The organism is Burkholderia sp. Tr-862, assembly GCF_011753085.1.
Lineage (GTDB): Bacteria > Pseudomonadota > Gammaproteobacteria > Burkholderiales > Burkholderiaceae > Burkholderia > Burkholderia ambifaria.
Map to the genome: position 1 here is coordinate 1 of NZ_VWWG01000102.1, position 25,305 is coordinate 25,305.

Below are 25,305 nucleotides of genomic sequence, written 5' to 3' on the forward strand. Positions count from 1 at the left end.
GCCGCGCACCCTCTCTCCCCACCCGACGCTCTTCCGATCTGGCACCGCCGCTGCCCCGGCCGCGCTCGACGACGCACCGGCCGGCACGAGCGCCGCGCCCGTCGCGTCGAGCGCCGGCACCGTCAGCGTCGCGCCGACTTTCAGGCGGCTCGGGTCGCGCTTCATGAACGCCTGCGGATTGGCGTCGAACAGCGCACGGCCGGCGCGCGCGAGCACGGCCGGGTCATGCGACTGCGTGGCCGCTTTCGCGAGATCGTTCAAAGACTGGCCGGGCTGGACCGTCACGTTCAGCGGCGCGGGGCCGCCGGCGGCGGACGCCGCCAGCTCGCCGGTGTCAGCCGCCCAGGCCGACACGGCCGTGCCGAGCGCCAGGATCGCCAGTGCGCCACGCACGGCGCGCGACAGACGGGACTGACGCGGAAACAAGGAAATTCGGGACATCGTAGGCTCAATCGCCGCGCGCGGGCGCGGCTCGGATTCGCGTAGGGAAGCGTCAATAAAGTCGCCGCAGAAATGCAAAAGCGTCGCGCAGAACGCGACGCTTTCGGCGACTCTGCGCGTCGTAACCGCATAGTTTACTTCACACGATCGGGTTCCGGCCGAATTCGTCGCCGACGGATGCGGCCGCCCATGCCCGGCGCCGACCAATGAAAAACGCCTGCCGCCCCGCAAAGGGCTGGCAGGCGTCTCGCTTCGCGCGCCGATCCTTACTTGTCGAGCAGGATACGCAGCATGCGGCGCAGCGGCTCGGCCGCGCCCCACAGCAGCTGGTCGCCAACCGTGAACGCCGACAGGTATTCGCCGCCCATCGCGAGCTTGCGCAGGCGGCCGACCGGCACCGTCAGCGTGCCGGTGATCTTCGCCGGCGAGAGGTCGCGCATCGACGCTTCACGCTCGTTCGGCACGACCTTCACCCAGTCGTTCGCCGACGCGAGGATGCCGTTGATTTCGTCGAGCGGGACATCCTTCTTCAGCTTGATCGTCAGCGCCTGCGAGTGGCAGCGCATCGCGCCGATCCGCACGCACAGGCCGTCGACCGGAATCGAGCCCGGCTCGCCCATGGCCGGCTTGCCGAGGATCTTGTTGGTTTCCGCGCCGCCCTTCCACTCTTCCTTCGACATCCCGTTGCCGAGATCCTTGTCGATCCACGGAATCAGCGAACCGGCGAGCGGCACGCCGAAGTGGCTCGTCGGCATCGCATCGCTGTTCATCGTCGCGAGCACGCGGCGATCGATGTCGAGAATCGCGGAAGCCGGATCGGCGAGCTGCTCCTGCACCGCGCCGTGCAGCGCGCCCATCTGCGACAGCAGTTCGCGCATGTTCTGCGCGCCCGCGCCCGATGCGGCCTGGTAGGTCATCGCCGTCATCCAGTCGACCAGGTTCTCGCGGAACAGGCCGCCCAGCGCCATCAGCATCAGGCTGACCGTGCAGTTGCCGCCGACGAAATTCTTCGTGCCCTTGACGAGCGCATCCTTGATCACGTCGAGGTTGACCGGATCGAGGATGATGACCGCGTCGTCCTTCATCCGCAGCGACGAAGCCGCGTCGATCCAGTAGCCGTTCCAGCCGGCCGCGCGCAGCTTCGGAAACACGTCGTTCGTGTAGTCGCCGCCCTGGCACGTGATGATCACGTCGCACTTCTTCAGCTCGTCGACGTTGGTCGCGTCCTTGAGCGTAGTCTCGTTTTTCGCGAACGACGGCGCCTTGCCGCCCGTGTTGCTGGTGCTGAAAAACACCGGTTCGATCAGGTCGAAATCACCTTCTTCCTGCATGCGTTGCATCAGCACGCTGCCGACCATGCCGCGCCAACCTACGAGACCTACGTTCATGACTAACCCTTTGAATGGAGCTTCCCCGCCATTTCCGCCCCCGGCGTGACCGCGCGGGGAAACAGGCGGGCACGACGGACGATCAGCGTTTAATGATCGTTTTCGTGGTAATGGTTTTCGTGATGACGATGGCGCGCGCACCCACACGGGCAATGTTGCCGTGGAGTTTCAGGACCGGGGAGATCAGGGAAATCAGCGCCATCGTTCGAGTCTACACAAAGCCGGTTGCCCGCACAACGGCCAACCCTGCGCGAACCGGCCGATTTCATGGCCCGTTCGCGCCCTTTCTACATTAACTGCCGTACGTCATTGCCATGCGCGTCACAGCGCGGCGAGCACCGCATCGCCCATCGCCGCCGTGCCGACCTGCTTGCAGCCCGGCGTCGCGATGTCGCCCGTACGGTAGCCTTGTTCGAGCACCGTTTTCACCGCGCGCTCGATGCGATCGGCCTGCTCGGCGCGATTCAGCGAGTAGCGCAGCATCATCGCGGCCGACAGGATCGTAGCCAGCGGGTTCGCGATGCCCTTGCCCGCGATGTCCGGCGCCGAACCGTGCGACGGCTCGTACAGACCCTTGTTGTTCTTGTCGAGCGACGCCGACGGCAGCATGCCGATCGAGCCCGTCAGCATCGACGCTTCATCCGACAGGATGTCGCCGAACATGTTGCCGGTCACGATCACGTCGAACTGCTTCGGCGCCTTCGCGAGCTGCATCGCCGCGTTGTCGACGTACATGTGCGACAGCTCGACGTCCGCGTATTCCTTCGACACGTCGATCATGACGTCGCGCCAGAACTGCGACGTTTCGAGCACGTTCGACTTGTCGACCGACAGCAGCTTCTTCGCGCGCTTTTGCGCGGCCTGGAACGCGACGTGCGCGATGCGGCGCACTTCCGGTTCCGAGTAGCGCATCGTGTCGAAGCCTTCGCGCGCGCCGGCGAACGGGCCGTCCGGCGCTGCACGCACGCCGCGCGGCTGGCCGAAGTAGATGTCGCCGTTCAGTTCGCGCACGATCAGGATGTCGAGGCCCGCGACCAGTTCCGGCTTCAGCGGCGACGCATCGACGAGCTGCGGATAGCAGATCGCCGGGCGGAAGTTCGCGAACAGCTCGAGGTGCTTGCGCAGCCCGAGGATCGCCTGCTCGGGGCGCAGCGCGCGCTCGAGCGAGTCGTACTTCCAGTCGCCGACCGCGCCGAACAGGATTGCGTCCGCTTCCTTCGCGAGTTTCAGCGTCGCGTCCGGCAGCGGATGACCGCTCGCCTCGTAGCCCGCGCCGCCGACCGGCGCCTGCTCGAGTTCGAACTGTTCGTCGAGGGCGTTCAGCACCTTGACGGCTTCGTTGACGATTTCCGGACCGATGCCGTCGCCGGGCAGCACTGCAATCTTCATGCGTTATTCCTGACTGGGTAGGTGGTGGTGGCAGGTCGGCGAGCGCGCGTCATGCGCGCCCGCCCGGAGGCAATCTCAGCCGACCAGCTTGTTGTTGAGCCACGGCTGCTTCGCGAGCCGCTCGGCTTCGAACTGGCGGATCTTGTCCGCGTGACGCAGCGTCAGGCCGATGTCGTCGAAGCCGTTCAGCAGGCAGTACTTGCGGAACGCGGCGATCTCGAACGGATACTCGCGGCCGTCGCCCGTGCGCACGACCTGGGCGTCGAGGTCGACCGTCAGCTGATAGCCGTTGAACGCATACGTGTCGTTGAACAGATGATCGACCTGCTGCTCGGTCAGCACGATCGGCAGCAGCCCGTTCTTGTAGCAGTTGTTGAAGAAGATGTCGGCGAAGCTCGGCGCGATGATCGCGCGGAAGCCGTACTGCTGCAGCGCCCACGGCGCATGCTCGCGCGAGCTGCCGCAGCCGAAGTTCTTGCGTGCGAGCAGCACCGATGCGCCCTGGTAGCGCGGCTGGTTCAGCACGAAGTCCGGGTTCAGCGGGCGCTTCGAGTTGTCCTGGCCCGGCTCGCCGTGGTCGAGGTAACGCCATTCGTCAAACGCGTTCGGACCGAAGCCCGTGCGCTTGATCGACTTCAGGAACTGCTTCGGGATGATCGCGTCGGTGTCGACGTTCTCGCGATCGAGCGGCGCCACGACGCCGGTATGCACTGTGAATTTTTCCATGATCCGTCTATCCGGTTGAAGGGCCGGCAGTCAGCCGGCGCACATCGACAAATTCCTGGCGGGCATCAGTCCGCGGCGCGCTGCAGCGCGTTGCCGGCGGCATTGACGTCCTGGCCGAAGCCTCGGACGGTATTGCAGCCCGCAAGGCCGAAGCCCAGCCCCGCGAGCGCCAGCGCGGCAACCAGCCGCGCGATGAGCTTCGATGCCGTCACGCGTTACCCCAGCTGGCGAATGTCGACGAAGTGGCCTTCGATCGCCGCCGCCGCCGCCATCGCGGGGCTCACGAGGTGCGTGCGACCGCCCGCGCCCTGCCGGCCTTCGAAGTTGCGGTTCGACGTCGATGCGCAGCGCTCGCCTGGATCGAGCCGGTCGGCGTTCATCGCGAGGCACATCGAGCAGCCCGGCTCGCGCCATTCGAAACCCGCATCGGTGAACACCTTGTCGAGCCCTTCGCGCTCGGCCTGCGCCTTCACGAGGCCCGAGCCCGGCACGACCATCGCGAGCCGCACGTTCGATGCGATGCGACGGTTCAGCTTCTTCACGACATACGCGGCCGCGCGGATGTCCTCGATGCGCGCATTCGTGCACGAACCGATGAAGATCTTGTCGACCTTGATCGACTCGATCGGCGTGTTCGGCTCGAGCGCCATGTAGGCCAGCGCGCGTTCCATCGCGTCGCGCTTGACCGGATCCTTCTCGCGCTCGGGATCGGGCACGCGACCGTCGATCGACGTGACCATTTCCGGCGACGTGCCCCACGTGACCTGCGGGACGATCTCGGCCGCGTTCAGCTCGACGACGCGGTCGAACTGCGCGCCTTCGTCGGACTTGAATTCGCGCCAGTACTCGACGGCCTGGTCCCATTCCGCGCCGGTCGGCACGAACGGACGGCCCTTCAGGTAGTCGATCGTCGTGTCGTCGACGGCGACCATGCCCGCGCGCGCGCCGGCTTCGATCGCCATGTTGCAGACGGTCATCCGGCCTTCCATCGTCAGCGCGCGGATCGTCGAGCCGCCGAATTCGATCGCGTAGCCCGTGCCGCCGGCCGTGCCGATCTTGCCGATGATCGCGAGCACGATGTCCTTCGCGGTACAGCCGCGCGGCAGTGCGCCCTCGACCTTCACGAGCATGTTCTTGCTCTTTTTCTGCAGCAGCGTTTGCGTCGCGAGCACGTGCTCGACTTCCGACGTGCCGATGCCGTGCGCGAGCGCACCGAACGCGCCGTGCGTCGACGTGTGCGAATCGCCGCAGACGATCGTCATGCCCGGCAGCGTCGCGCCCTGCTCCGGCCCGATGATGTGCACGATGCCCTGGCGTACGTCGTTCATCTTGAACTGCGTGATGCCGAACGCGTCGCAGTTCGCGTCGAGCGTGTCCACCTGCAGCTTCGAGACCGGATCGGCGATGCCGTGGCTGCGATCCGTGGTGGGAACATTGTGGTCCGACACGGCCAGGTTTGCGCTGATGCGCCACACCGGGCGGTGCGCGACGTTCAGCCCTTCGAATGCCTGCGGGCTCGTGACTTCGTGCAGCAGCTGACGGTCGATATAGAGCAATGCCGTGCCGTCGTCCTCGGTGTGGACGACGTGGGTATTCCACAGTTTGTCGTAGAGAGTCTGTGCCATGGGTATGCGGGGTCGTTGTGACTACAAGCCTTGCGGATGCGATCGATTATGCCACGCAGAATGCGCCGCGGCGCAGGCGCCACGCGAAAAAACCCATTAAAAACAGTGGTTTGGCTGGTAGTTCCAATACCTGTATCGGCATTACCCGGCAAACGGGTGTCCCGGTCAATTAGTCCGTGATACATCCAAGTGATTAGTTTTCGCTACCAAGCCCGTGAACAGCCCGCCCGACTGACTCCTCCAAGGCGTCTCACGAACTAATCACCAGAGGCTCTGGCCGCCTGCGGATTCACCCGTCGATGCCACGAATTGATGAAAGCGCTCCTTCCGCCTCTTGCCCAATCGAGGTTCTTGACGTACGTGTTGCAGAGGCCAAAGGTGCCCGCGCGACACTCTGCGAGCGGCGATGTAGCGCTGCCTTACTTTTCGTAGTCCGACACGCGTTGTCAGCGCAACGTTGCGATCGAGTCGGCCACTGCTGCTGCGCGTACGCTGTCGCCGATCATCTGCATGCCCCACCGCGACCCGCTCAGGCACTGCTGGGTCACGCATCGATCGATACGACGGAGGGTCGTGCGAAAACAGTGCTGCCGCAGTTGCGCGCGTCCGTCGATCGCATGCGCTGAATGCAGATTCGAGAAGTGGCCGTCGCGTCGACCATTCTGCCTGCGAGATCTTGATCTCGATTGCCAACGAAAAACGGACCCCTCCACCCCCTTTCGTTATTCCAGCTCGTCGGGCGACATAGAGGCATGAGCGGCCGTCATGCTGCTCATGAAAACTTATCGATTGTTCCCGGACGGCACCCACCACGACAATCAATCGACACCAGACGCCCGAACGTCGACCCGCGACGCGGCTCGCGCCGATGAAGTCGACGTATCCGCGGGCGAATTCTCTCTCCCCGCAAGGTAACATCAGATGAATCTCGATGCCGCTTTCCGATCTGCTGAAGAAGTAACCGCCGGCTTTCATGCAGTACAACGCAACCACGCGTGGCCCACCTGCGGCGAGGTACTGGTCCGGCTACTCGAACGCTACGGCGTCGAATGCGTATTCGGCATTCCCGGCGTGCATACCGTCGAGCTCTATCGCGGCCTCGCCGCGTCGTCGATTCGCCACGTCACGCCGCGCCACGAACAGGGTGCCGGCTTCATGGCCGACGGCTACGCGCGCGTCACGGGCCGACCGGGCGTCTGCTTCATCATCACCGGACCGGGCATGACCAACATCGCGACCGCCATGGCACAGGCCTACGCGGATTCGATCCCGATGCTGGTGATCTCGAGCGTCAACGCGCGTCGCGAACTCGGCAGCGGCGACGGCCGCCTGCACGAGCTGCCGTCGCAACGCGACGTGTTCGCGGGACTCACCGCGTTCTCGCACACGTTGCTCGACGCGGCCGAACTGCCGCAGGTTCTCGCACGTGCATTCGCGGTCTTCGAAGGCGCGCGGCCGCGGCCGGTGCACATCGAGATTCCGCTCGACGTGATCGTCATGCCGGCGGACGCGATGGCTGCCACCCCGCTCGCCTTGCCCGCCAAACCGGCACCGGATGCGAATGCGCTCGCGGCGGCCGCGGACCTGCTCGCAGGCGCGCGCCGCCCGCTGATTCTCGCGGGCGGCGGCGCGGTGCACGCAGCAGCCGAATTGCGCGAACTCGCGGAGCGCCTGCATGCGCCGGTAACGCTGACGATCAACGCGAAGGGCCTGCTGCCGGCCGGTCATCCGCTGCTGATCGGCTCCACGCAGTCGCTGCCGCCCACCCGCGCGGTGATCCGCGATGCCGACGTCGTGCTCGCCGTCGGCACCGAACTCGGCGAAACCGACTACGACGTCACGTTCGACGGCGGCTTCGCGATCGACGGCCGGTTGATCCGCATCGACATCGATGCCCAGCAGCTGATGCGCAATGCCCGCGCGGAGATCGCCATTGCCGGCGATGCGCGGATCGCGCTCGGCGCGCTGTCGACCCGCGTGCACGAGAAGCCGATGCGGACACCCGAGGCCGGCTGGGGTGCGCTGCGGGTGGCTGCCGTGCGCGCCGCGATCGCATCCGGTCACGACGCGCCGGCGCTCGCGCAGGCGGTGCTGATCGACACGATCGTCGCGGCACTGCCCGGGGCGATCGTCGCCGGCGATTCGACGAGCCCGGTCTACGTCGGCAATTTCACCCACGATGCGCCGGCACCGCGCAGCTGGTTCAACTCGTCGACCGGCTACGGCACGCTCGGCTACGGGCTGCCCGCCGCGATCGGCGCAAAGCTCGCCGCGCCCGCGCGACCGGTCGTGTGCCTGATCGGCGACGGCGGCCTGCAGTTCACATTGCCGGAGCTCGCGAGCGCAGTCGAGGCCCGCCTGCCGGTGATCGTGATCGTCTGGAACAACCGCGGCTATGGCGAAATCCGCAAATACATGGTCGCGCGCGACATCACGCCGGTCGGCGTCGATCCGTATACGCCCGATTTCCAGGCACTCGCACGCGGCTTCGGTTGCGCGGCGCAAACGGCCGCGACACCCGACGCGCTGGCCGAAGCACTGCGCGACGCCGCAGCACGCACGATTCCGACCGTGATCGAAATCGACGAGGCAACCTGGTTCGGTCAGGTGCAGCGATGAGCACGACACCCGATCTCGCGTTCGATCCGCCGCTGCACACGCGTCACTTCATCGACGGTACGTGGTGCACGAGTTTCGGCGGCGCGACGCTGCCCGTCGTCGATCCGTCGACGGAGGCAGTCCTCGCCAATGTCAGCGCTGGCGGCGAAGCAGACGTCGAACGCGCCGTACAAGCCGCATCGCGCGCGTTTCCCGGCTGGAAACGCACGACGGGCGCCACGCGCGCAGCCCTGCTCCGCGCGATCGCGCGCGGCGTCGATGCACGTCGCACGCGGCTCGCGACACTGCAGTCGCTCAACAACGGCAAGCCGTTCGCCGAAGCCGAGATCGACGTCGCGGATGTGATCGCCACCTTCGACTACTACGCGGGCCTCGCGGAGCGCCTCGACATCGACGGCGAAACCGAGATCGCACTGCCCGGCGGCGACCATCGCGCGTGGCTCCGGCGCGAACCGGCCGGCGTCGTCGCGCTGATCGTGCCATGGAATTTCCCGATGGTGACGACCGCGTGGAAGCTTGCGCCCGCGCTCGCGGCCGGCTGCACCGTCGTGCTGAAGCCATCCGAAATCACGCCGCTGCCCGAACTTGAACTCACGGCGATCGCCGCCGAAGCAGGCCTGCCGCCCGGCGTGCTGAACGTCGTGACCGGCACCGGCCACGACGTCGGCGCCCGGCTGTGCGCGCATCCGCTCGTCGCGAAGGTGTCGTTTACCGGCAGCACGGCGGTCGGCGCACAGGTCATGAAGACCGCCGCGGACACGATCAAGGGCGTAGGTCTCGAACTCGGCGGCAAGTCGTCGATCGTCGTGTTCGACGACGCCGACCCCGATCATGCGGTCGAACTGATCGCGGGCGGCGGCCTGTTCAACGCCGGGCAGATGTGTTCGGCGACCTCGCGCGTGCTCGTCGCCGCCCCGCTCGCCGACGACTTGATCGCGCGCCTCGCGCGGCGGATCGACGCGACCGTCGTCGGCCCGCCATTCGCCCCGGGCGTGCAGATGGGCCCGCTGACGAACCGCGCGCAATACGAACGCGTGAAGCGCCGCATCGCACAAGGTCAGGCCGACGGCGCGCGACTCGTGACAGGCGGCGACGCGCTCGCCGGCCCCGGCTACTTCATCCGGCCCGCGCTGTTCGCCGACGTGCCGGCCGACAGCGCGCTATGGTGTGAAGAAATATTCGGACCGGTGCTGTGCGTCCGTGCATTCGACACCGAGGACGATGCGATCGCGGCCGCCAACGATACCGAATACGGGCTCGTCGCAACCGTCGTCACGCACGACGCGGCACGCGGCAAGCGGGTCGCCGACGCGCTCGAGGCAGGCGTCGTGTGGATCAACACGCCGCAAGTGATCTATCCGCAAACCTCATGGGGCGGCTACAAGCGCAGCAGCATCGGACGCGAGCTCGGTCCGTTCGGGCTGGCCGCGTTCCAGGAGATCAAGCAGGTCATGATGCCGGCCCGCTGACGTCGCCGGCCCATGCGTTTATGTCATGCGGCGCATGCGGATATTTCGTTTGTTGCGGAAATTTGACCTCCCTACAGTTCATCCACACCCCGCGCCGCAGTTCGGCGACCGGCATCGAACCACACGGCATCGTTCATCAGGAGACGGCCATGCAACACTTCAAGGCGGGCAGAAGGCAGGTGATCAAAACCCTCGGCACGGCGCTCGCTGCATCCGCCCTTCCGATGCCGTTCATCAGTACTGCGAAGGCACAGTCGAGCAGCTTCTCGGGCAAGACGCTGCGCCTGCTCACGTGGTCCGACGATACCGGCGCGGCCGCACTGCGCAACATCGCGGAAACCTTCAGCAAGCAGACCGGCGCACGCGTGATCGCCGATCGCGCGGACGGCACGTCGGGGATGGTCGCGAAGGTCAAGGCCGCGGGCGAGCGGCCGACCTACGACGTCATCACGCTCGCCGGCGTCGGCGCGGCCGGCCTCGCGGACGCGGGCCTGCTCGCGAAGCCGGACCTGAACCGGCTGCCGAACCTGAAGGACGTCGCGCCGCAATACCGCACGGGCGCGAACGGCTTCGGCATCGGCTACCTGCTGTGGTCGGACGGGCTGATCTACAACACGTCGACCGTGAAAAACGCCCCGTCGAGCTACGAGGCACTGTGGGATCCGAAGTATGCGGGCCGCCTGTTCCTGCCGCCACCCGAGTGGGCCGAAGCGGTCGACCTCGCGATCATCGCCGCGAAGCTGGCCGGCGGGTCGCAGCAGAACATCGATCCGGGATTCAGGAAGCTCGCGCAGTTGAAGGACCGCGTGATGACCCTCGGCGAAAACCCTAACCAGATCGCCGACCTGTTCCGCACGGGCTCGCTCGACATCGGCGGCATCTATTCGCCCGCGTTCTTCCCCGACCAGATCCGCAAGCCCGACTACAAGATGGGCGTGACGTACGGGATGAAGGAAGGCTTCGCGACGCAGCTGATGTTCACCGTGATTCCGAAGGCGCACCCGGGCGACCTCGACCTGATCCATGCGTTCATCAATCATTCGCTCGACGCGGGCGTACAGGGCCGGATGGCAGCCGACGTCCTGAACGGCCCCGTGAACGGCAAGGCCGTGATTCCCGCGGCAAGCCGCGCGTTCGTGCCGTCGCCGCAGCAGATCGCGGAGAAGGCCGTGCTGCATGACGACAAGGCGCTCGCGGCAGTCCAGCCGGCATGGATCAAGCGCTACACCGGCCTCTTCTCGGCGTAACGACATGGCCTCCCTGTCCTCCCCCCACGACGCAGGGCCGGCCGTCGCCGGCGCGGGCAGCGCGGGCACCGATGCGCCCGCGCTGCCCGGCGTGCCGCCCTGGCTGCTGCTCGCGCCGATCCTCGCGTTCCTCGCGGTGCTCGCCGCCGCGACGCTCACGGTGCTGCGAATGAGCGTCGGCGTTTCGGGAGACGAATGGCGGACCTTCACGCTGCAGAACTACGTCGACCTCGCGGATCCGTACTTCATGCATTCGCTGTGGCTCACGCTGCGCCTCGCGTTCCAGAGCATGGTGTGTGCGGTGCTGCTCGCGATCCCGGTGGCGCTCGCGATGGCGCGCACCGAATCGCGGCTCGCGCGCCGGCTGCTGCTCGCCGGCGTGCTGCTGCCGCTGCTCGTGAACCTGCTGCTGCAAGGCTATGGCTGGCTCGTGATGCTCGGCCCGGCCGGGCTGCTCAACCGCACGCTGCTGGCCACCGGCGTGATCGAGCGGCCGCTGCAGCTGCTGTACCGCGAGCACGGCGTGCTGCTCGGACTGATCCAGACCGCGTTCCCGCTCGCCGTGCTGCCGCTGTCGAGCGCGCTGCGCGCAGTGTCCCGCGCGTACGACGAAGCTGCCGCGACGCTCGGCGCGAGCCGATGGCAGACGCTGCGGCACGTGACATTGCCGCTCGCGATGCCCGGCCTCGTCTCCGGCGCGCTGCTCGTGTTCGCGTACAACGCCAGCGCGTTCGCGGTGCCGCTGCTGCTCGGCGGCCGGCGCGTGCCGATGCTCGCGGTGCTCGTGCACGACCAGGTCGCACCGTTGCTCAACTGGCCCGCCGCCTCGGCATCCGGCGTCGTGCTGATGGGCGCGACGCTCGTCGTGATGGCGGTTTCGCAGCGCCTCGTGCGCACCCTCCAACGTGCCGACGAGGTGAACCGATGAATGCCCTGCTCTTGCGCGCACCCATGCCCGGCCGCCTCGGTCGCGCGACGGGTGTGCTCGCGACGCTCGTGCTGTTCCTCGCCGCGCTGCCCATCCTGACGATGATCACGATGTCGCTCGGCGCATCGGGCACGCTCGAATTCCCGCCGCGCGATTTCAGCCTGCACTGGTATCGCGCCGCATGGCAGACGTTCGTGTCGTCCGATGCGGGCAGCGCTCAATCGATGGGCGCCGCGTTGACGACGAGCCTCGTCGTCGCGGTCGCGACGATGCTGATCGCGACCGCCGTGTCGGTACCCGCGGCGTACGCGCTGTCGCGCTGCCGCTTCCGCGGCAAGACGCTCGTCGAGCAGCTCGTCGCGTTGCCGATCGTCTATCCGCTCGTGATGCTCGGCCTCGCGCTGCTGATCGTGTTCAACGCGCTGCCGGTCGAGCTCGGCATCGTGCGGCTCGTCGTCGCGCACGTGATCCTGACGCTGCCGTTCACAGTGAAGAACTGCGCCGCCTCGGTCGCGTCGATCGGCCCCGACTTCGAGGAAGCCGCATGCGTGATGGGCGCGAGCCCGCGCCGCGCGCTCGTCGACGTCGTGCTGCCGCTGATGCGGCCCGGCATCCTCGCCGGCATGCTGTTCGCCTTCATCGTGTCGTTCAACGAATTCACGGTGACGTTCTTCCTGTACAGCATCGACACGATGACCCTGCCGGTCTGGCTCTACAGCCGCACCGTGTCGTCGCTCGACCCGACCGTGTTCTGCTTCGCCGTATTCACGGTCGCGATCGACTTCGCGCTGATCTGGATGCTCGAAAAACTCGTCGGCGACAAGGGTGTCGCGCTCTGACGCGCGCCGCCTCACCCTCGCCGTGCAAGGAACCCTCATGACCCAGCTCATCCTCCAGAACGTGACGAAGCGCTTCCATCAAGCGTATGCGGTCGATCACGTCGATCTGTCGGTACCGGACGGCAAGCTCGTCTGCTTTCTCGGCCCGTCCGGCTGCGGCAAGACAACGCTGATGCGGATCATCGCCGGCCTCGAAACGCCGACCTCCGGCACCCTGACATTTGCCGGCCGTGACCTCACGCACGTGCCCGCCAACCGGCGCGACTTCGGCATGGTGTTCCAGTCGCTCGCGCTGTTTCCGCACATGACGGTCGCGCAGAACATCGCGTATCCGCTGCGGCTGCGCAAGACGGCCAAGGACGCGCAGGCGCGGCGCGTCGCCGAGCTGCTGGAGCTGATTCAGCTTCCGCACATGGCCGACCGGCTCGTCACGCAGCTGTCGGGCGGGCAACGCCAGCGCGTCGCGATTGCGCGCGCGATCGCGTCGTCGCCGCGCCTGCTGCTGCTCGACGAGCCGCTGTCGGCGCTCGACGCGAAGCTGCGCGAGGCGATGCAGGTCGAGATCCGGCTGCTCCAGCAGCGGCTCGGCATCACGACGATCATGGTCACGCACGACCAGCGCGAAGCGATGACGATGGCCGACGAGATCGTCGTGATGGAGAAAGGCCGGATCCAGCAGGTCGGCCGGCCGCTCGACATCTATCGCGATCCGGTCAACGAGTTCGTCGCCGACTTCATCGGTCTCGGCAACATCCTGCCGGTCGCGTGCGACGGCGACGACGCGATCGTCCTGCCGGGCGGACAGCGGCTCGCGATCCGGCGCGCGCCGGACACGCCGCGCGCGGCCGACGCCGTGCGCCTGCTGATCCGTCCCGAGGACGTCTGCGTGCGCCCGGACCACGCGTCGGCGGCAGCACCGAATACGCTGGCCGGCACGATCTCGTTCGTGCGCGACGTCGGCGCGTCGATCGAAGCGACGATCGACTGCCGCGGCTTCACGCTGACGGCCGCGACGACGCCGCGCGAAACGCCCGACCTCCACGTCGGCATGCCGGTACTCGCGGAACTGCCCGCCCATGCATGCAAGCTCATCGCCGCCCGCGGCGCCTGATCCCCCTCCCTTTCTCCAGCGCAGCAACGAGGATCTCACCATGAACGCAACGACCCAAGCCACCCGTCACGTGCAACGCCTGCTCGCCCGTACCGTCCTCCTCTGCGCCTGTGCAGGCGCAGCGGGCCTTGCCGCCTTCGCGCCGCCCGCGCATGCCGACGCGCTCGATACGATCGCGAAATCGGGCGTCGTGCGCATCGGCGTGTTCGAGGACTACCCGCCGTTCGGCTCGATCGGGCCCGACATGAAGCCGCAGGGCTATGACATCGACATGGCGAATCTGATCGGCCGGGCGCTCAACGCGAAAGTCGAACTCGTCCAGGTCACCGGCGACAACCGGATGGCGTATCTCGCCGACCGCAAGACCGACATGCTGCTGTCGGTCGGACAGACGCCGGAACGCGCGAAGGTGATCGACTTCTCGAACGCGTATGCACCGTACTACCTCGCGGTGTTCGGCCCGAAGTCGCTGGCCGTGAAGGGCAATGCCGATCTCGCCGGCAAATCGGTCGCGGTCGCGCGCGGCACGCTCGAGGACCTGAGCGTCAGCAAGGTCGCGCCGCCCAGCGCGACGATCAAGCGTTTCGACGACCCGAACGGCGCGATCGCGGCGTTCCTGTCCGGACAGGCGCAGCTGCTCGTGGTCGGCAACGACGTCGGCGCAACGATCATCGCGCGCCATCCGTCGATCGATCCGGAGCAGAAGTTCTCGCTGTTCAGCTCGCCCGATCACGTCGGCATGAACAAGAACGAACCGCGCCTGATGCAGAAGGTCAACGACGCGATTGCCGGCGCGAAGAAAAACGGCACGCTGAACACGTTGTCGCAGAAGTGGCTGCACTCGGCACTGCCGGCCGACCTGTGATGCGCACCGCCTGCGCCCCGCATTCACGACGAAAGGCATCGCGATGACCTACGTGTTCGACTTCAGCGACTTCGGCCTCTACGCCGGAATGCTCGCGCGCGGCATCGGCGTGACGCTCGGCCTCACCGCGGCCGCCACCATGATGGGCGGCCTGATCGGCACCGCCGGTGCGTGGATCGCGCTCGCCGGCCCGCGCTGGGCGCGCGCGCTCGTCGCGGCCTACGTCGAGCTGATCCGCAATACGCCGTTCCTGGTCCAGCTGTTCTTCATCTTCTTCGGGCTGCCCGGGATCGGCATACATATCGACGAGGCGCAGGCGGCCGTGCTGGCCATGACGGTCAACCTCGGCGCCTACGCGGTCGAGATCCTGCGCGCCGGCATCGAATCGGTGCCGCACGGGCAAGTGCAGGCCGCGCGCGCGCTCGGGCTGCACGGCCGGCAGGTGTTCGGTCACGTCGTGCTACCGCAGGCGCTCGCGAACGTGTACCCCGCGCTGCTCGGGCAGGTGCTGATCGTGATGCTCGGCTCCGCGGTCGTCTCGCAGATCTCGGTGCCCGACCTGACCTACGCGGCGAACTTCATCCAGTCGCGCAATTTCCGCGCGTTCGAGATCTACATCGTCGTGACCGCGATCTACCTGCTGCTGTCGATCGCGCTGCGCATGCTGCTCAATCGCGTCGGCCGGCGGCTGTTCTCGGGTCGCGCGCCGCACGGTGCGGCTGCCGCGCCTCGGCGCGCACGGGTTGCCCGCGTCGCGTCGCGCGCCCGCTCCCGCCTCCCTGAAACCCGCCTGCCGACGGAGCGTGCACGATGATCGAATTCACCTTCCAGGATATTGCATGGAACCTGCTGCTCGCCGCGCGCTGGACCGTGCTGCTGTCGCTGATCACGTTCGTCGGCGGCAGCGTCGCCGGGTTCGTGCTGCTCGCGATGCGCATCTCGGCGGCACCGGCGCTGCGCCGCTTCGTGACCCTGTACGTCGAGCTGTTTCAGGGCACGCCGTTGCTGATGCAGCTGTTCCTCGGCTTCTTCGGATTGCCGCTCGTCGGCATCGACGTGACGCCATGGGTTGCCGCGTCGGTCGTGCTGACACTGAACGCAAGCGCCTATCTGACCGACATCTGGCGCGGCTGTGTCGACGCGGTACCACGCGGCCAGTGGAACGCCGCGGCAAGCCTCGGCATGACGTGGATTCAGCAGTTGCGCTACGTCGTCTGGCCGCAGGCGTGGAAGATCGCGCTGCCACCCACCGTCGGCTTCCTCGTGCAAGCGGTGAAGAGCACCGCGCTCACGTCGATCATCGGGCTGACCGAACTGACCAAGACCGGCAACATCATCACCAACGCGGTATTCAAGCCGTTTCCGATCTACGCGATGGTCGCGCTGCTTTACTTCGCGATGTGCTTTCCGCTGACGTGGTACGCCCGTGTGCTCGAACGTCGCTATCGCGTCGCGAAGGCACGCTGAACCGGCGCCGCGTGCGCCTCATTACGATGCAGGTACTTCCATGATTTCCATCAGCAACGTTTCGAAGTGGTATGGTCCGTTTCAGGTCCTCGCCGATTGCACGACCGAGGTGAAGAAAGGCGAGGTGGTCGTCGTGTGCGGCCCGTCGGGCTCCGGCAAGTCGACGCTGATCAAGACCGTGAACGGCCTCGAACCGTTCCAGCAGGGCGATATCCTCGTGAACGGCCAGTCGGTCGGCGACAAGAAGACGAACCTGTCGAAGCTGCGCTCCAAGGTCGGGATGGTGTTCCAGCATTTCGAGCTGTTTCCGCACCTGTCGATCACCGAGAACCTGACGCTTGCGCAGATCAAAGTGCTCGGCCGCGGCAAGGACGAGGCGAACGAGAAGGGCATGAAGCTGCTCGAGCGCGTCGGCCTGAAAGCGCATGCGCACAAGTTTCCGGGCCAATTGTCGGGCGGCCAGCAGCAGCGGGTCGCGATCGCGCGCGCGCTGTCGATGGACCCGATCGCGATGCTGTTCGACGAACCGACGTCTGCGCTCGATCCCGAGATGATCAACGAAGTGCTCGACGTGATGGTCGAGCTCGCGCAGGAAGGGATGACGATGATGGTCGTCACGCACGAGATGGGCTTCGCGAAGAAGGTCGCGCATCGCGTGATCTTCATGGACAAGGGCGCGATCGTCGAGGACGACCGCAAGGACGATTTCTTCTCGAATCCGAAATCGGATCGCGCGAAGGACTTCCTCGCGAAGATCCTGCACTGAACGTCGCCGCAAGATGAACCCGATGCAGTTCGGCCTCGCTTGTTCCTGCGTGTTTTCAATCCGTCCGGACCTGATGCGATGAGACGACTTCCGTCACTGAACGCGTTGAACCTGTTCGAAATAGTGGCCCGCCACGGCAGCTTTACGCGGGCTGCCGACGAAGTCTGTCTGACACAAGGTGCCGTAAGCCGGCAGATTCTCGCGCTGGAAGACTACTATGGGTTCCCACTCTTCAGGCGATCGCCGAAAGGCCTGGCGCTGACCGCCGAGGGCGAGTTGGTGTTGCCGACCGTGCGCGAGAGCTTCGCGCGCATCGAAGAGATGTCGATGCGGCTGTTACGACGCCGTACCGAGATCGCGCTGATGGTGCCAACCTGCGTCACTCAGTGGTTGTTGCCGAAACTCATGCGCTTCCAGACCGAGCATCCCGACCTTCAGTTGCAGATAACCACGACCTGGCGGCACGAAGTGGATTTTCGAGCGGAACCCTTCGACGCGGCGGTCGTATACACCGCCGCGCCGGACTCCAACGTACACGCGATTCGTTTGTTCGATGAATTGCTCACACCGGTCTGCTCACCGGATCTGTTGGAAAAACACGCACTGGCCGAGACGGAAGACCTGCGCCACTGCACGCTGCTTCACCCGACGCGCGACCATCGCGACTGGAAACGGTGGCTGGATCATGTCGGCGCCGCGCATATCGACGCGAGCAGCGGCCTGTCCTTTGAAACACTCGATATGGCGACGAATGCGGCCATCGAGGGTTATGGTGTCGCCGTAAGTGACCACACCTTGATCGCGGACCATGTCACTGCCCGTCGACTCGTTGTGCCATTCGACGCGGCGATTACGACAGGTATGGCCTACTACTTGGTGTATCCAAACGGGGTGGACCAGCAAGAGAAAATCCGCCTGCTGAGCGATTGGCTCTCACGGGAAAGCCATGACGACATCTGCACTGCGTAGTTCGGCTTCTCCGAAGTCGCATCGCGCACGTGTGGTCGATCGGCAGCGTCTCGAGTCACTCCCGAAGGCGCTCGGCGCTGCGCTGCTCGAGGCGCCCCTCGGTGACGACGTCACAGCCGCGATCTCCAAGTATCGGCAACGCCGCACCGTCGAGCTCGAGGCGGAACTCTTCCGGCAGCGGACCCGGCTCGCGACTGCCGAGAGGAAGCTGGCCACGAAGGTCACGCTTTGCTGCACGGCAATGCGGCCACCGCCTTCACGGGCGACGTTGGGCGCCAGAACCAACTGTCGCCGTGCTCGGGATGACTTCAGCGCCGTCTGTATCCACCACTAATCGAGTGCAATGCATCAATTGAGCTGAAGCGGTAATTTTCACGTTCGAGCACTACTATTGGCAATGGTGGCCGGCGTCAAAACTTCTTTGTAAACAATGGCCTGTTCCCTTGCATTCGTTTCTGATCGGGAGCCTGCATCCGGACCTATTAAAGTTTTGCAGGGTCGCACCGGACACGCGGACGTCTCTCGATCGCGGGGTTCACTCCGAGCCGGATTCCGGCATACGATGGGACGACGCACGTCTGAACGTCCCCACGATCCGGACCCGGAGCCCACGACGATGAAGCTCGGCATCAACGACTCGCTCGCCCGCCTCGACGCTGAAGGCACGCTGTTCACGACGCTGTTTCGCCACGGCACGCTCGACATCGAGTTGTACCGGCCGCGCGGCGAGGACCTGCAAACGCCGCATACGCGCGACGAGGTCTACGTGATTGCCGCGGGCACGTCGCGATTCGTCCTCGACGGACGCGAATGCGGCGTCGCGGCCGGCGACGTGCTGTTCGTGCCCGCGTTCACGGCGCACCGCTTCGCCGGCTTCTCCGACGACTTCTCGACCTGGGTGTTCTTCCATGGCCCGGAAGGCGGCGAACGCGGCGAGCGCAGCACCTGACGCGACGCTCGCGGCACTTCCCGCTCGATCTCCTAGACTGTCTATTCGCAACGGGCGGCGCATGGCCGCCCTCCCCGCCACCACGATGCGGGTAACCCCGACGCATCGACCGGACAGGAGCAATGCATGCGATATGAACTCTATTACTGGCCCGAAATCCAGGGCCGCGGCGAATACGTGCGGCTCGCGCTCGAGGCGGCCGAGGCCGACTATGTCGACGTCGCGCGCGAATCGGGGCGCGGCATGGGCGTGTCGGCGATGATGCACATGATGGAGAGCACGAAGGACGAATGCGTGCCGTTCGCGCCGCCGTTCCTGAAGGCCGGCGACGTGGTCGTCGGGCAGGCCGCGAACATCCTGTTGTTTCTCGGCGCGCGGCTCGGGCTCGCGCCCGACGACGAAGCCGGGCGGCTGTGGGTGCATCAGCTCCAGCTGACCGTCGCCGATTTCGTCACCGAGATCCATGACACCCATCACCCGATCGGCAGCGGCCTGTACTACGAGGACCAGAAGGCCGAGGCCGCCGAGCGCGCGGCCGATTTCCTCGCGCACCGGCTGCCGAAATACCTCGGCTACTTCGATCGCGTGCTCGAGCAGAATCCGCACAAGGGCGGCTATCTCGCCGGCAGCGCGCTCAGTTACGCGGACCTGTCGATATTCCAGCTGATCGAAGGCCTGCGCTACGCGTTTCCGAAGGCGATGAAGCGCGCGGAGCGCAAGGTTGAGGGACTCGTCGGCCTGCACGATCGCGTCGCGCAGCATCCGCCCGTCGTGCGTTATCTCGAGTCCGAACGCCGCATCCCGTTCAACGACATGGGGATCTTCCGGCACTATCCGGAGCTGGACAAGTAGCGTCGACTCAGGCGCGGACCGGCGTCTCGTGAAGATGACGCCACACGGTCAGCCCATCCGCTTCACGCCGGACCACGGCCGTCGAGCGCCGCACCGTGCGCCGCCCTTCACCGTCGGTCCGTGTCTCGCGCCATTCGTCGATCGCGATCGCCAGGCTGGGGCGTGCGCCATGCTCGCGCAACTGCGGCGCACGCCCGCCGTTCAGCGCGACTGCCCGTGCTGCCCGTGCTGCATCAGCGCCGCGTCGACGGCCTCGACCGAGCGCGTGAGCCACGGCCCGATATCCATCTCCTCGTACCGCACGAGCCGGCTCTTGCGCACGCGGCGATACGCCCACCAGATCGCGACGAACAGCGGGATCCACACATAGATCGACAGCACTTCCATCCAGTCGATACGGGTCGCGAAGAATGCCTGGTAATCCTGCCCGAGCGAGATCACGATGCAGATCGCGATCGCGAACAGCGGCCCGAACGGAAACCACTTCGCGCGGTACGGCAATTGATCGAGCCGGTAGCCCTGCTTCAGGAAGCCCTTGCGGAACCGGTAATGACAGACCGCGATGCCGAGCCACGCGATGAAGCCGGTGATGCCGACCGTATTGAGCAGCCACAGATAGACGCTCTGGTTGTTGGTCAGCGACGTGAGAAAGCACAGCCCGCCCACCGCCATCGTCGCGTACAGTGCGTTGCGCGGCACGCCGCCCGGCGACAGCGTCGCGAACATCGCGGGCGCACGGCCCTCCGCCGCGAGGTTGTACAGCATCCGCGTGGCCGCATACGTGCCGGAATTGCCGGCCGACAGCACGGCCGTCAGGATCACGAGGTTCATCGCGCCGGCCGCGAGCGGAAAGCCCGCGTGGCTGAACACGAGCGTGAACGGACTCACGCCGATATCGGTCACGTCGCTCTTCAGCAGGTTCGGATCGGTGTACGGCACCAGCAGGCCGATCACGAAGATCGCGAACACGTAGAACAGCATGATCCGCCAGAAGATCTGCTTAACCGCGCGCGGGATCGTCTTGCGCGGGTTTTCCGATTCGCCGGCCGTGATCCCGACCAGCTCGGTGCCGAGAAACGAGAAACCCGCGATCAGCGCGACGCTCATCATCGCGTGCACGCCGCCGACGAACGGCGCGTCGCCGGTCCTGAAGTTGCGCCAGCCGACCGGATGCCCGTTGCCGAGCAGCCCGGCCGCGATCAGCAACCCCGCCGCGATGAACGCGATCACGGTGACGACCTTGATCAGCGAGAACCAGTATTCCGATTCGCCGAAGCCGCGCACGGACAGCGTGTTCAGCAGGAAGATCAGCACCAGGAACCCCGCGCCCCACCATACGCCCGGTATCGCGGGAAACCAGTAGCGCATCACGATCTGCGCGGCGACCAGCTCGATCGCGATCGTCACGGCCCAGCTGTACCAGTAGGTCCAGCCGAGCGCGACGCCGAAGCCTTCGTCGACGTATTTCTCGCCGTAGATCGCGAACGAGCCCGACACCGGCATCAGCGCGGCCATCTCGCCGAGCCCGGTGACGACGAAATAGACCATCAGCCCGATCGCGATATACGCGGCGATCGCGCCGCCCGGCCCCGCCTGCGCGACCGACGCGCCCGACGCGACGAACAGCCCCGTGCCGATCGAGCCGCCGATCGCGATCATCGCGATGTGGCGGCCCTGCAGCCGGCGCTTGAGCGCCGTCCCGGACGGCGCGGCCGTCTGCGCTGCCGCTTGCAAAGCATCCATAGTATTCACCCTGATTGGAATCGGGCCACTCGAATTGATTCGGAATACCAATCGATCGACCCGGTTATTCGCTTCGAAAACCGGTTCTGCCCGCCGGGCCGCTCGTTCGATACCGGCGGCCCCGACGCGCACTGCCGCGTCAGACGATGCTGCGCTTGATCGCCTGCAGCTCGGCGGTCGTCACGATCTTCTCGATCCGGAACCGCGGGCTTTCCAGCCACACGTTCGCGATCCGCCGGTATTCGTCGAGATCCTCGCATGCGAGCCGCACGAGAAAATCGAACGTGCCGCTGACGAGCCAGCAGTCGAGCACGGCCGGATTGGTCCGCATTTCCTCCTCGAACGGAGCCTGCGAACGCCCGTGATCGGCCAGCACGATCTGCGCGATCACGACGATCGGCTTGGTCGCGCGCGGCGCCTTGATCACCGCGCGGTAGCCTTCGATCACGCCGAGCGCCTCGAGCCGCTCCACGCGCGCCTGGCACGGACGCGGCGTGAGGTTCACGAGCTCCGACAGCTTGCGGTACGAAATCCGTCCGTCGGTACGCAGGATGTCGAGGATCCGGAGATCGATCTTGTCGAGCTGCATCTTCTTGTCGGTCATCCGCGTTCGCTCCGGTCGGGTCGTGGCTGGTGCGCGGAGCGTCTCCTCCGTTTCCGCGCGGGGGCCACATTATCCGGCCGAAGCGGCCGCGCGCCAATCGGCTAGAAGCGCAGCGACAGGCAGGTCAGGCCGCCGTCCATCTTGCGGAACTCGCTCGTGTCGATCACTTGCAGAGGCAGCCCGAGCGAGCCGATCGCGTCGTGCACGCGCGGATAGCCGGCCGGCGTGATCAGCGTGCCGTTCACGCGCAGCGTGTTGCCCGCATATTCGTCGGCGGCCGAGATCGCGATCCGACGATACTCGGCGAACGCCGGATGCGCGGCCAGCGCCTCGGTCACGAGCAGCGTGTCGTCGCCGAGCGCGTTGACGACCGACTTCAGATGCAGGCCCGCGCCGACCGGCACCGCGATGACCGAATAGCCGTAGCGCGACACCAGCGATTCGAACGCGGCGATGCCTTCGGCGTCGGTGCGGCCCGTGAGGCCGATGTAGAAGCGCTTGCCGACCAGCATCACGTCGCCGCCGTCGAGACGGCCTTGCTGCATCGGCAGCAGGTCGCGATGCGCGGCGAGTGCGGCTTCGATGTGCACCGTCTCGCCGCGCCGCGCAGGCGCGCCGGGGCGCGTGATCACCGCGAATTCGGGCGTCACGACGGCGACGTCCTCGACGAAATGCGAATCGGGGAATGCGTCGAGCGGCGGCAGCTCGGTCAGCGCGACGCCGAGCCCGCGCAGCGCGTCGCAGTAGGCGTGGAACTGCGTGAGCGTCTTGTCGTAGTCGGGCGCGCCGAGCGTGGCGGTGGTAAGACCCGCGCCACAGGACGGCGCGGGACGGCGAACGATCGCTTGCGTGAATTGCATCGACTCCTCCATGGTCACGCTGCCCCCGTGCGGCGCACGGGGCAGCTGCGTTGTGTCCGGACCATTATCGGAAGCCAAATTGCGCAATTCGCGTCGATTTCGGGCACGCGCGCAGCCGATCGCGTCGAATTGAACGCGGAACGCAGCGGATTCGGCAGACTGCCGGCACACCGGCGCGATCGACTGATGCCGCGTGCCGGAGCGTCCACTGCGTCCGCTGCATCCGTCATGCAGCGACCGGCTCGAACCCCATTTGCGCACGGCCAAGCGCCGTGAGGTCGGGCTCGCCGCCCCGGCCGTCGAATTCGACCTCGAAATGATCGGCCGGGAAATCCGGCGGGCTGTCGCCGCGCAGGAACGCGAGCCGCTGGCGCTGCAGGTAGGCGTCGTTCTTCGCGCAGCCGGGCGCGGCCGCGATGTACATCACGTTGCTGTCGCCGCTGCCGCGATGCGCATCCTCGACCGCGTGCACGACGTCGCCGTGCCAGAACACGGCATCGCCCGGCTCCATATGCGGAATCGGCACCAGCGCGTCGAGCAGCAGCGCATGCCATTCGGGCAGGATCGACAGCGCGCGGCCCGGACGCGCGCCGCACAGATCGTCGCCGGCGACGTCGTCCTGCAGCGCGCGCAGCACGACGTACGCCATCGCGTTCGCAACCGGAATCAACTGCAGCGTGCCGTCGCCGGGCCCCTGCGGCGTCAGCGCGGTCCAGCCCTGGAACGTGCGGAACATCGAGCATACGGCCGGCGATGGAATCTCCTCGACATCGGGACGAAACGCGGCGTCGAACGGGTCGTAATCGCGCCAGCGACCGGCGAGGACGTGGCGATAGACCTGCCGGAAATTCGCGCCGAGCCAGCGTTCGACCGAGCCGCCGTCGACATGCGGCGACAGCCCGAGCGACGTGGAGCCCGGCGGCCGGCGGCGGATCCGGTCCGCGTAGGCCGGCACCTGGTCGGGATCGACATGCATGCGCTGACCGTCCGCATGCCGCCACAGGCGGTTCATGAACACGCGTGCCTGCGTGAGTGCCGGCGACTGGCGCGCGGCCACCTGCGGCTTCGACCAGTAGACGCCGTAGATCTGCGGCTTGCCCAACGCGAGATTGCCGAAATAGCGGTCCTCGGCACGCGCATCCAGCCGCTCGGCGAAGCGGTTCGCATCCAGGTAGGCGCCGATCTCGTCATTCCAGTCACGCGCCTGCGCCGCGTCGAACACGCCGCGGATCACCGCCGCACCGTGCGTGCGGATCACGGCGATCGCCTGCGGATCGACGGTGCCGTTCGCGATATCCGCGAACCGCAGCACCGGAATCACGTCATGGCCGTGCGCGTGTGCGCGGCGGATCGCGTCGACCTGCCGCGCGATATCGCCCTCCAGCTCGCGGAACGTGGCTGCGTAACCCGGCAGGTCGGCGCGCAGCGCCCTTTTCGCCGTGCGGATCGCGGCCGGCAAATCGTCGATCGTCAGGTGCATCGCTGTCTCCTCATGGAATCGTGTCGTGACCAGTACTCAGCGTACGGCCGACGCACGGTCGCAATCGACACTATTCGGCCAACAATCGATACAATCCTGACAACCGGCTCGCTACTCCGGACGATGGCAGACCACGCACAGCTTGTTGCCGTCCGGGTCGCGGAAATACGCGCCGTAGTAGTCGCGGTGATAGTGCGGCCGCAGGCCCGGCGGCCCTTCGCAGGTGCCGCCGTGCTGCAGTGCAAGCGCATGACAGCGGTCGACCTGCGCGCGCGTTTGCGCGTCGAACGCGATCGTGTGGCCATTGCCCGGTTCCGGCGGGCGGCCGTCGAGCGGCCGGCCGAAGAAGAACAGCGGGCGGTCGGCGTCGGCCGGCATCCAGCCCGACCAGCCGTCCGGCTCGCTGAATTTCAGACGCAGCCCGAGTTCCGCGAACAGCGGCGCGTAGAAGTCGGACGCGCGCGCGGTATCGCGGACGCCCACGCAAACATGTGAAAACATGGCATCGCTCCGTCGTGACGATCGATCACGATCATGCCACGGCGCGTTGCCGCGCTCGACCGGAGGTCGCGATGAAACCGCAGTACGAGCATGTGGCGTTCGCCCCCGGCTGTTCGATCCGCGTGTACCACCGCCAGCTCGCGCGCATTCCGTTCGAATGGCATCGTCATCCCGAGTACGAACTGACGCTGACACTGAACAGCCGCGGCCGACGCTTCGTCGGCGATCACGTCGCCCGCTACACGGACGACGACCTGGTGCTCGTGCCGCCCAACCTGCCGCATACGTGGTCGTCGAACGCGCGCATCGATCGCGAGGCGCCGGAAGTCGCCCTCGTCGTCTGGTTCGACGGCGACTGGGCGCGGCGGGTTGCCGACTGCTGTCCCGAGTACGCGCCGCTGCGCTCGCTGCTGCGGCGCGCGGCGCCCGGCCTCGCTTTCGACGCCGCGACGGCCCGCGCGATGCGC

At 66.5% G+C, this 25,305-nt stretch carries 25 protein-coding genes and 2 pseudogenes; 14 read left to right on the top strand and 13 right to left on the bottom strand.

Annotated features, from left to right (window positions below):
• The 7 genes and pseudogenes from F3J14_RS23380 to leuC form a co-directional block, all read right to left on the bottom strand.
• Positions 1-441 (bottom strand): annotated as a pseudogene (locus tag F3J14_RS23380) (pilus assembly protein FimV); the annotation flags it as partial.
• A gap of 266 nt (positions 442-707) precedes the next feature.
• Positions 708-1,829: an aspartate-semialdehyde dehydrogenase gene (asd, locus tag F3J14_RS23385; RefSeq protein WP_006756674.1), complete on the bottom strand. Its 1,122-nt coding sequence runs from the start codon at positions 1,827-1,829 to the stop codon at positions 708-710.
• 82 nt (positions 1,830-1,911) lie between these two features.
• Positions 1,912-2,031 (bottom strand): 3-isopropylmalate dehydrogenase, encoded by a 120-nt coding sequence (locus F3J14_RS35800; RefSeq protein ID WP_166725029.1) that lies wholly within the window; start codon positions 2,029-2,031, stop codon positions 1,912-1,914.
• Positions 2,032-2,150: 119 nt separating this feature from the next.
• Positions 2,151-3,218 carry a 3-isopropylmalate dehydrogenase gene (gene leuB, locus F3J14_RS23395; protein ID WP_166725030.1) on the bottom strand — a complete coding sequence of 356 codons (1,068 nt, stop codon included), beginning with the start codon at positions 3,216-3,218 and terminating at the stop codon, positions 2,151-2,153.
• A gap of 75 nt (positions 3,219-3,293) precedes the next feature.
• A complete protein-coding gene (gene leuD / locus F3J14_RS23400) occupies positions 3,294-3,944 on the bottom strand; it encodes a 3-isopropylmalate dehydratase small subunit (protein ID WP_006754088.1) in 651 nt (216 codons plus the stop codon).
• 65 nt (positions 3,945-4,009) lie between these two features.
• Positions 4,010-4,156, bottom strand: coding sequence for an entericidin A/B family lipoprotein (locus tag F3J14_RS23405; RefSeq protein WP_011658379.1), 147 nt, complete (start codon positions 4,154-4,156; stop codon positions 4,010-4,012).
• Positions 4,157-4,159: 3 nt separating this feature from the next.
• Complete coding sequence (gene leuC / locus F3J14_RS23410; RefSeq protein WP_166725031.1) at positions 4,160-5,569, bottom strand: 3-isopropylmalate dehydratase large subunit; 1,410 nt, start codon at positions 5,567-5,569, stop codon at positions 4,160-4,162.
• 921 nt (positions 5,570-6,490) lie between these two features.
• Between leuC and F3J14_RS23415 the strand changes: the two genes are divergently transcribed.
• The 13 genes from F3J14_RS23415 (at position 6,491) to F3J14_RS23475 (ending at position 19,650) form a co-directional block, all read left to right on the top strand.
• Positions 6,491-8,188, top strand: a complete 1,698-nt coding sequence (locus tag F3J14_RS23415; RefSeq protein ID WP_247682275.1) for a 5-guanidino-2-oxopentanoate decarboxylase — start codon at positions 6,491-6,493, stop codon at positions 8,186-8,188.
• A complete protein-coding gene (locus F3J14_RS23420) occupies positions 8,185-9,657 on the top strand; it encodes an aldehyde dehydrogenase family protein (protein WP_166725032.1) in 1,473 nt (490 codons plus the stop codon). Before F3J14_RS23415 ends, F3J14_RS23420 begins: the two co-directional genes overlap by 4 nt.
• A 149-nt stretch (positions 9,658-9,806) precedes the next feature.
• Positions 9,807-10,904, top strand: coding sequence for an extracellular solute-binding protein (locus F3J14_RS23425; protein ID WP_166725033.1), 1,098 nt, complete (start codon positions 9,807-9,809; stop codon positions 10,902-10,904).
• Positions 10,905-10,908: 4 nt separating this feature from the next.
• Positions 10,909-11,832 carry an ABC transporter permease gene (locus F3J14_RS23430; RefSeq protein WP_247682276.1) on the top strand — a complete coding sequence of 308 codons (924 nt, stop codon included), beginning with the start codon at positions 10,909-10,911 and terminating at the stop codon, positions 11,830-11,832.
• Positions 11,829-12,671: an ABC transporter permease gene (locus tag F3J14_RS23435; protein WP_166725035.1), complete on the top strand. Its 843-nt coding sequence runs from the start codon at positions 11,829-11,831 to the stop codon at positions 12,669-12,671. Before F3J14_RS23430 ends, F3J14_RS23435 begins: the two co-directional genes overlap by 4 nt.
• A gap of 37 nt (positions 12,672-12,708) precedes the next feature.
• Entirely contained in the window at positions 12,709-13,782 is a 1,074-nt protein-coding gene (locus tag F3J14_RS23440; protein WP_166725036.1) for an ABC transporter ATP-binding protein, read from the top strand.
• Between the two features lie 40 nt (positions 13,783-13,822).
• Positions 13,823-14,647, top strand: a complete 825-nt coding sequence (locus F3J14_RS23445) for a transporter substrate-binding domain-containing protein (RefSeq protein WP_166725037.1) — start codon at positions 13,823-13,825, stop codon at positions 14,645-14,647.
• Between the two features lie 43 nt (positions 14,648-14,690).
• Positions 14,691-15,461: an amino acid ABC transporter permease gene (locus F3J14_RS23450; RefSeq protein WP_166725038.1), complete on the top strand. Its 771-nt coding sequence runs from the start codon at positions 14,691-14,693 to the stop codon at positions 15,459-15,461.
• Positions 15,458-16,114: an amino acid ABC transporter permease gene (locus tag F3J14_RS23455; RefSeq protein ID WP_166725039.1), complete on the top strand. Its 657-nt coding sequence runs from the start codon at positions 15,458-15,460 to the stop codon at positions 16,112-16,114. The genes F3J14_RS23450 and F3J14_RS23455 overlap by 4 nt, the downstream gene beginning before the upstream one ends.
• Before the next feature lie 40 nt (positions 16,115-16,154).
• Positions 16,155-16,880: an amino acid ABC transporter ATP-binding protein gene (locus F3J14_RS23460; RefSeq protein ID WP_166725040.1), complete on the top strand. Its 726-nt coding sequence runs from the start codon at positions 16,155-16,157 to the stop codon at positions 16,878-16,880.
• 78 nt (positions 16,881-16,958) lie between these two features.
• The gene (locus F3J14_RS23465) at positions 16,959-17,849 is read left to right on the top strand and encodes a LysR substrate-binding domain-containing protein (protein WP_166725041.1); all 891 of its coding nucleotides are present in this window, start codon (positions 16,959-16,961) and stop codon (positions 17,847-17,849) included.
• Positions 17,850-18,465: 616 nt separating this feature from the next.
• The gene (locus F3J14_RS23470) at positions 18,466-18,798 is read left to right on the top strand and encodes a cupin domain-containing protein (protein ID WP_166725042.1); all 333 of its coding nucleotides are present in this window, start codon (positions 18,466-18,468) and stop codon (positions 18,796-18,798) included.
• Positions 18,799-18,924: 126 nt separating this feature from the next.
• Positions 18,925-19,650 carry a glutathione S-transferase gene (locus tag F3J14_RS23475; RefSeq protein ID WP_166725043.1) on the top strand — a complete coding sequence of 242 codons (726 nt, stop codon included), beginning with the start codon at positions 18,925-18,927 and terminating at the stop codon, positions 19,648-19,650.
• Between the two features lie 7 nt (positions 19,651-19,657).
• Here F3J14_RS23475 and F3J14_RS35805 read toward each other — a convergent pair.
• The 6 genes and pseudogenes from F3J14_RS35805 to F3J14_RS23500 all read right to left on the bottom strand — a co-directional run.
• A pseudogene (locus F3J14_RS35805) lies at positions 19,658-19,783 on the bottom strand (DUF4440 domain-containing protein); the annotation flags it as partial.
• 68 nt (positions 19,784-19,851) lie between these two features.
• On the bottom strand, positions 19,852-21,393 hold the full coding sequence (locus tag F3J14_RS23480) for an amino acid permease (protein ID WP_166725044.1): 1,542 nt from the start codon (positions 21,391-21,393) through the stop codon (positions 19,852-19,854).
• Positions 21,394-21,532: 139 nt separating this feature from the next.
• Complete coding sequence (locus F3J14_RS23485; RefSeq protein WP_105831408.1) at positions 21,533-21,997, bottom strand: Lrp/AsnC family transcriptional regulator; 465 nt, start codon at positions 21,995-21,997, stop codon at positions 21,533-21,535.
• Between the two features lie 101 nt (positions 21,998-22,098).
• Positions 22,099-22,857, bottom strand: coding sequence for an arginine deiminase family protein (locus F3J14_RS23490; RefSeq protein WP_166725045.1), 759 nt, complete (start codon positions 22,855-22,857; stop codon positions 22,099-22,101).
• Between the two features lie 226 nt (positions 22,858-23,083).
• The gene (locus F3J14_RS23495) at positions 23,084-24,337 is read right to left on the bottom strand and encodes a DUF1479 domain-containing protein (protein WP_166725046.1); all 1,254 of its coding nucleotides are present in this window, start codon (positions 24,335-24,337) and stop codon (positions 23,084-23,086) included.
• Positions 24,338-24,448: 111 nt separating this feature from the next.
• Entirely contained in the window at positions 24,449-24,838 is a 390-nt protein-coding gene (locus tag F3J14_RS23500; RefSeq protein ID WP_166725047.1) for a VOC family protein, read from the bottom strand.
• A gap of 71 nt (positions 24,839-24,909) precedes the next feature.
• Here F3J14_RS23500 and F3J14_RS23505 point away from each other — a divergent pair.
• Positions 24,910-25,305, top strand: a 396-nt coding sequence (locus tag F3J14_RS23505) for a cupin domain-containing protein (RefSeq protein ID WP_211080385.1), incomplete at its 3' end; no start/stop codon positions are given.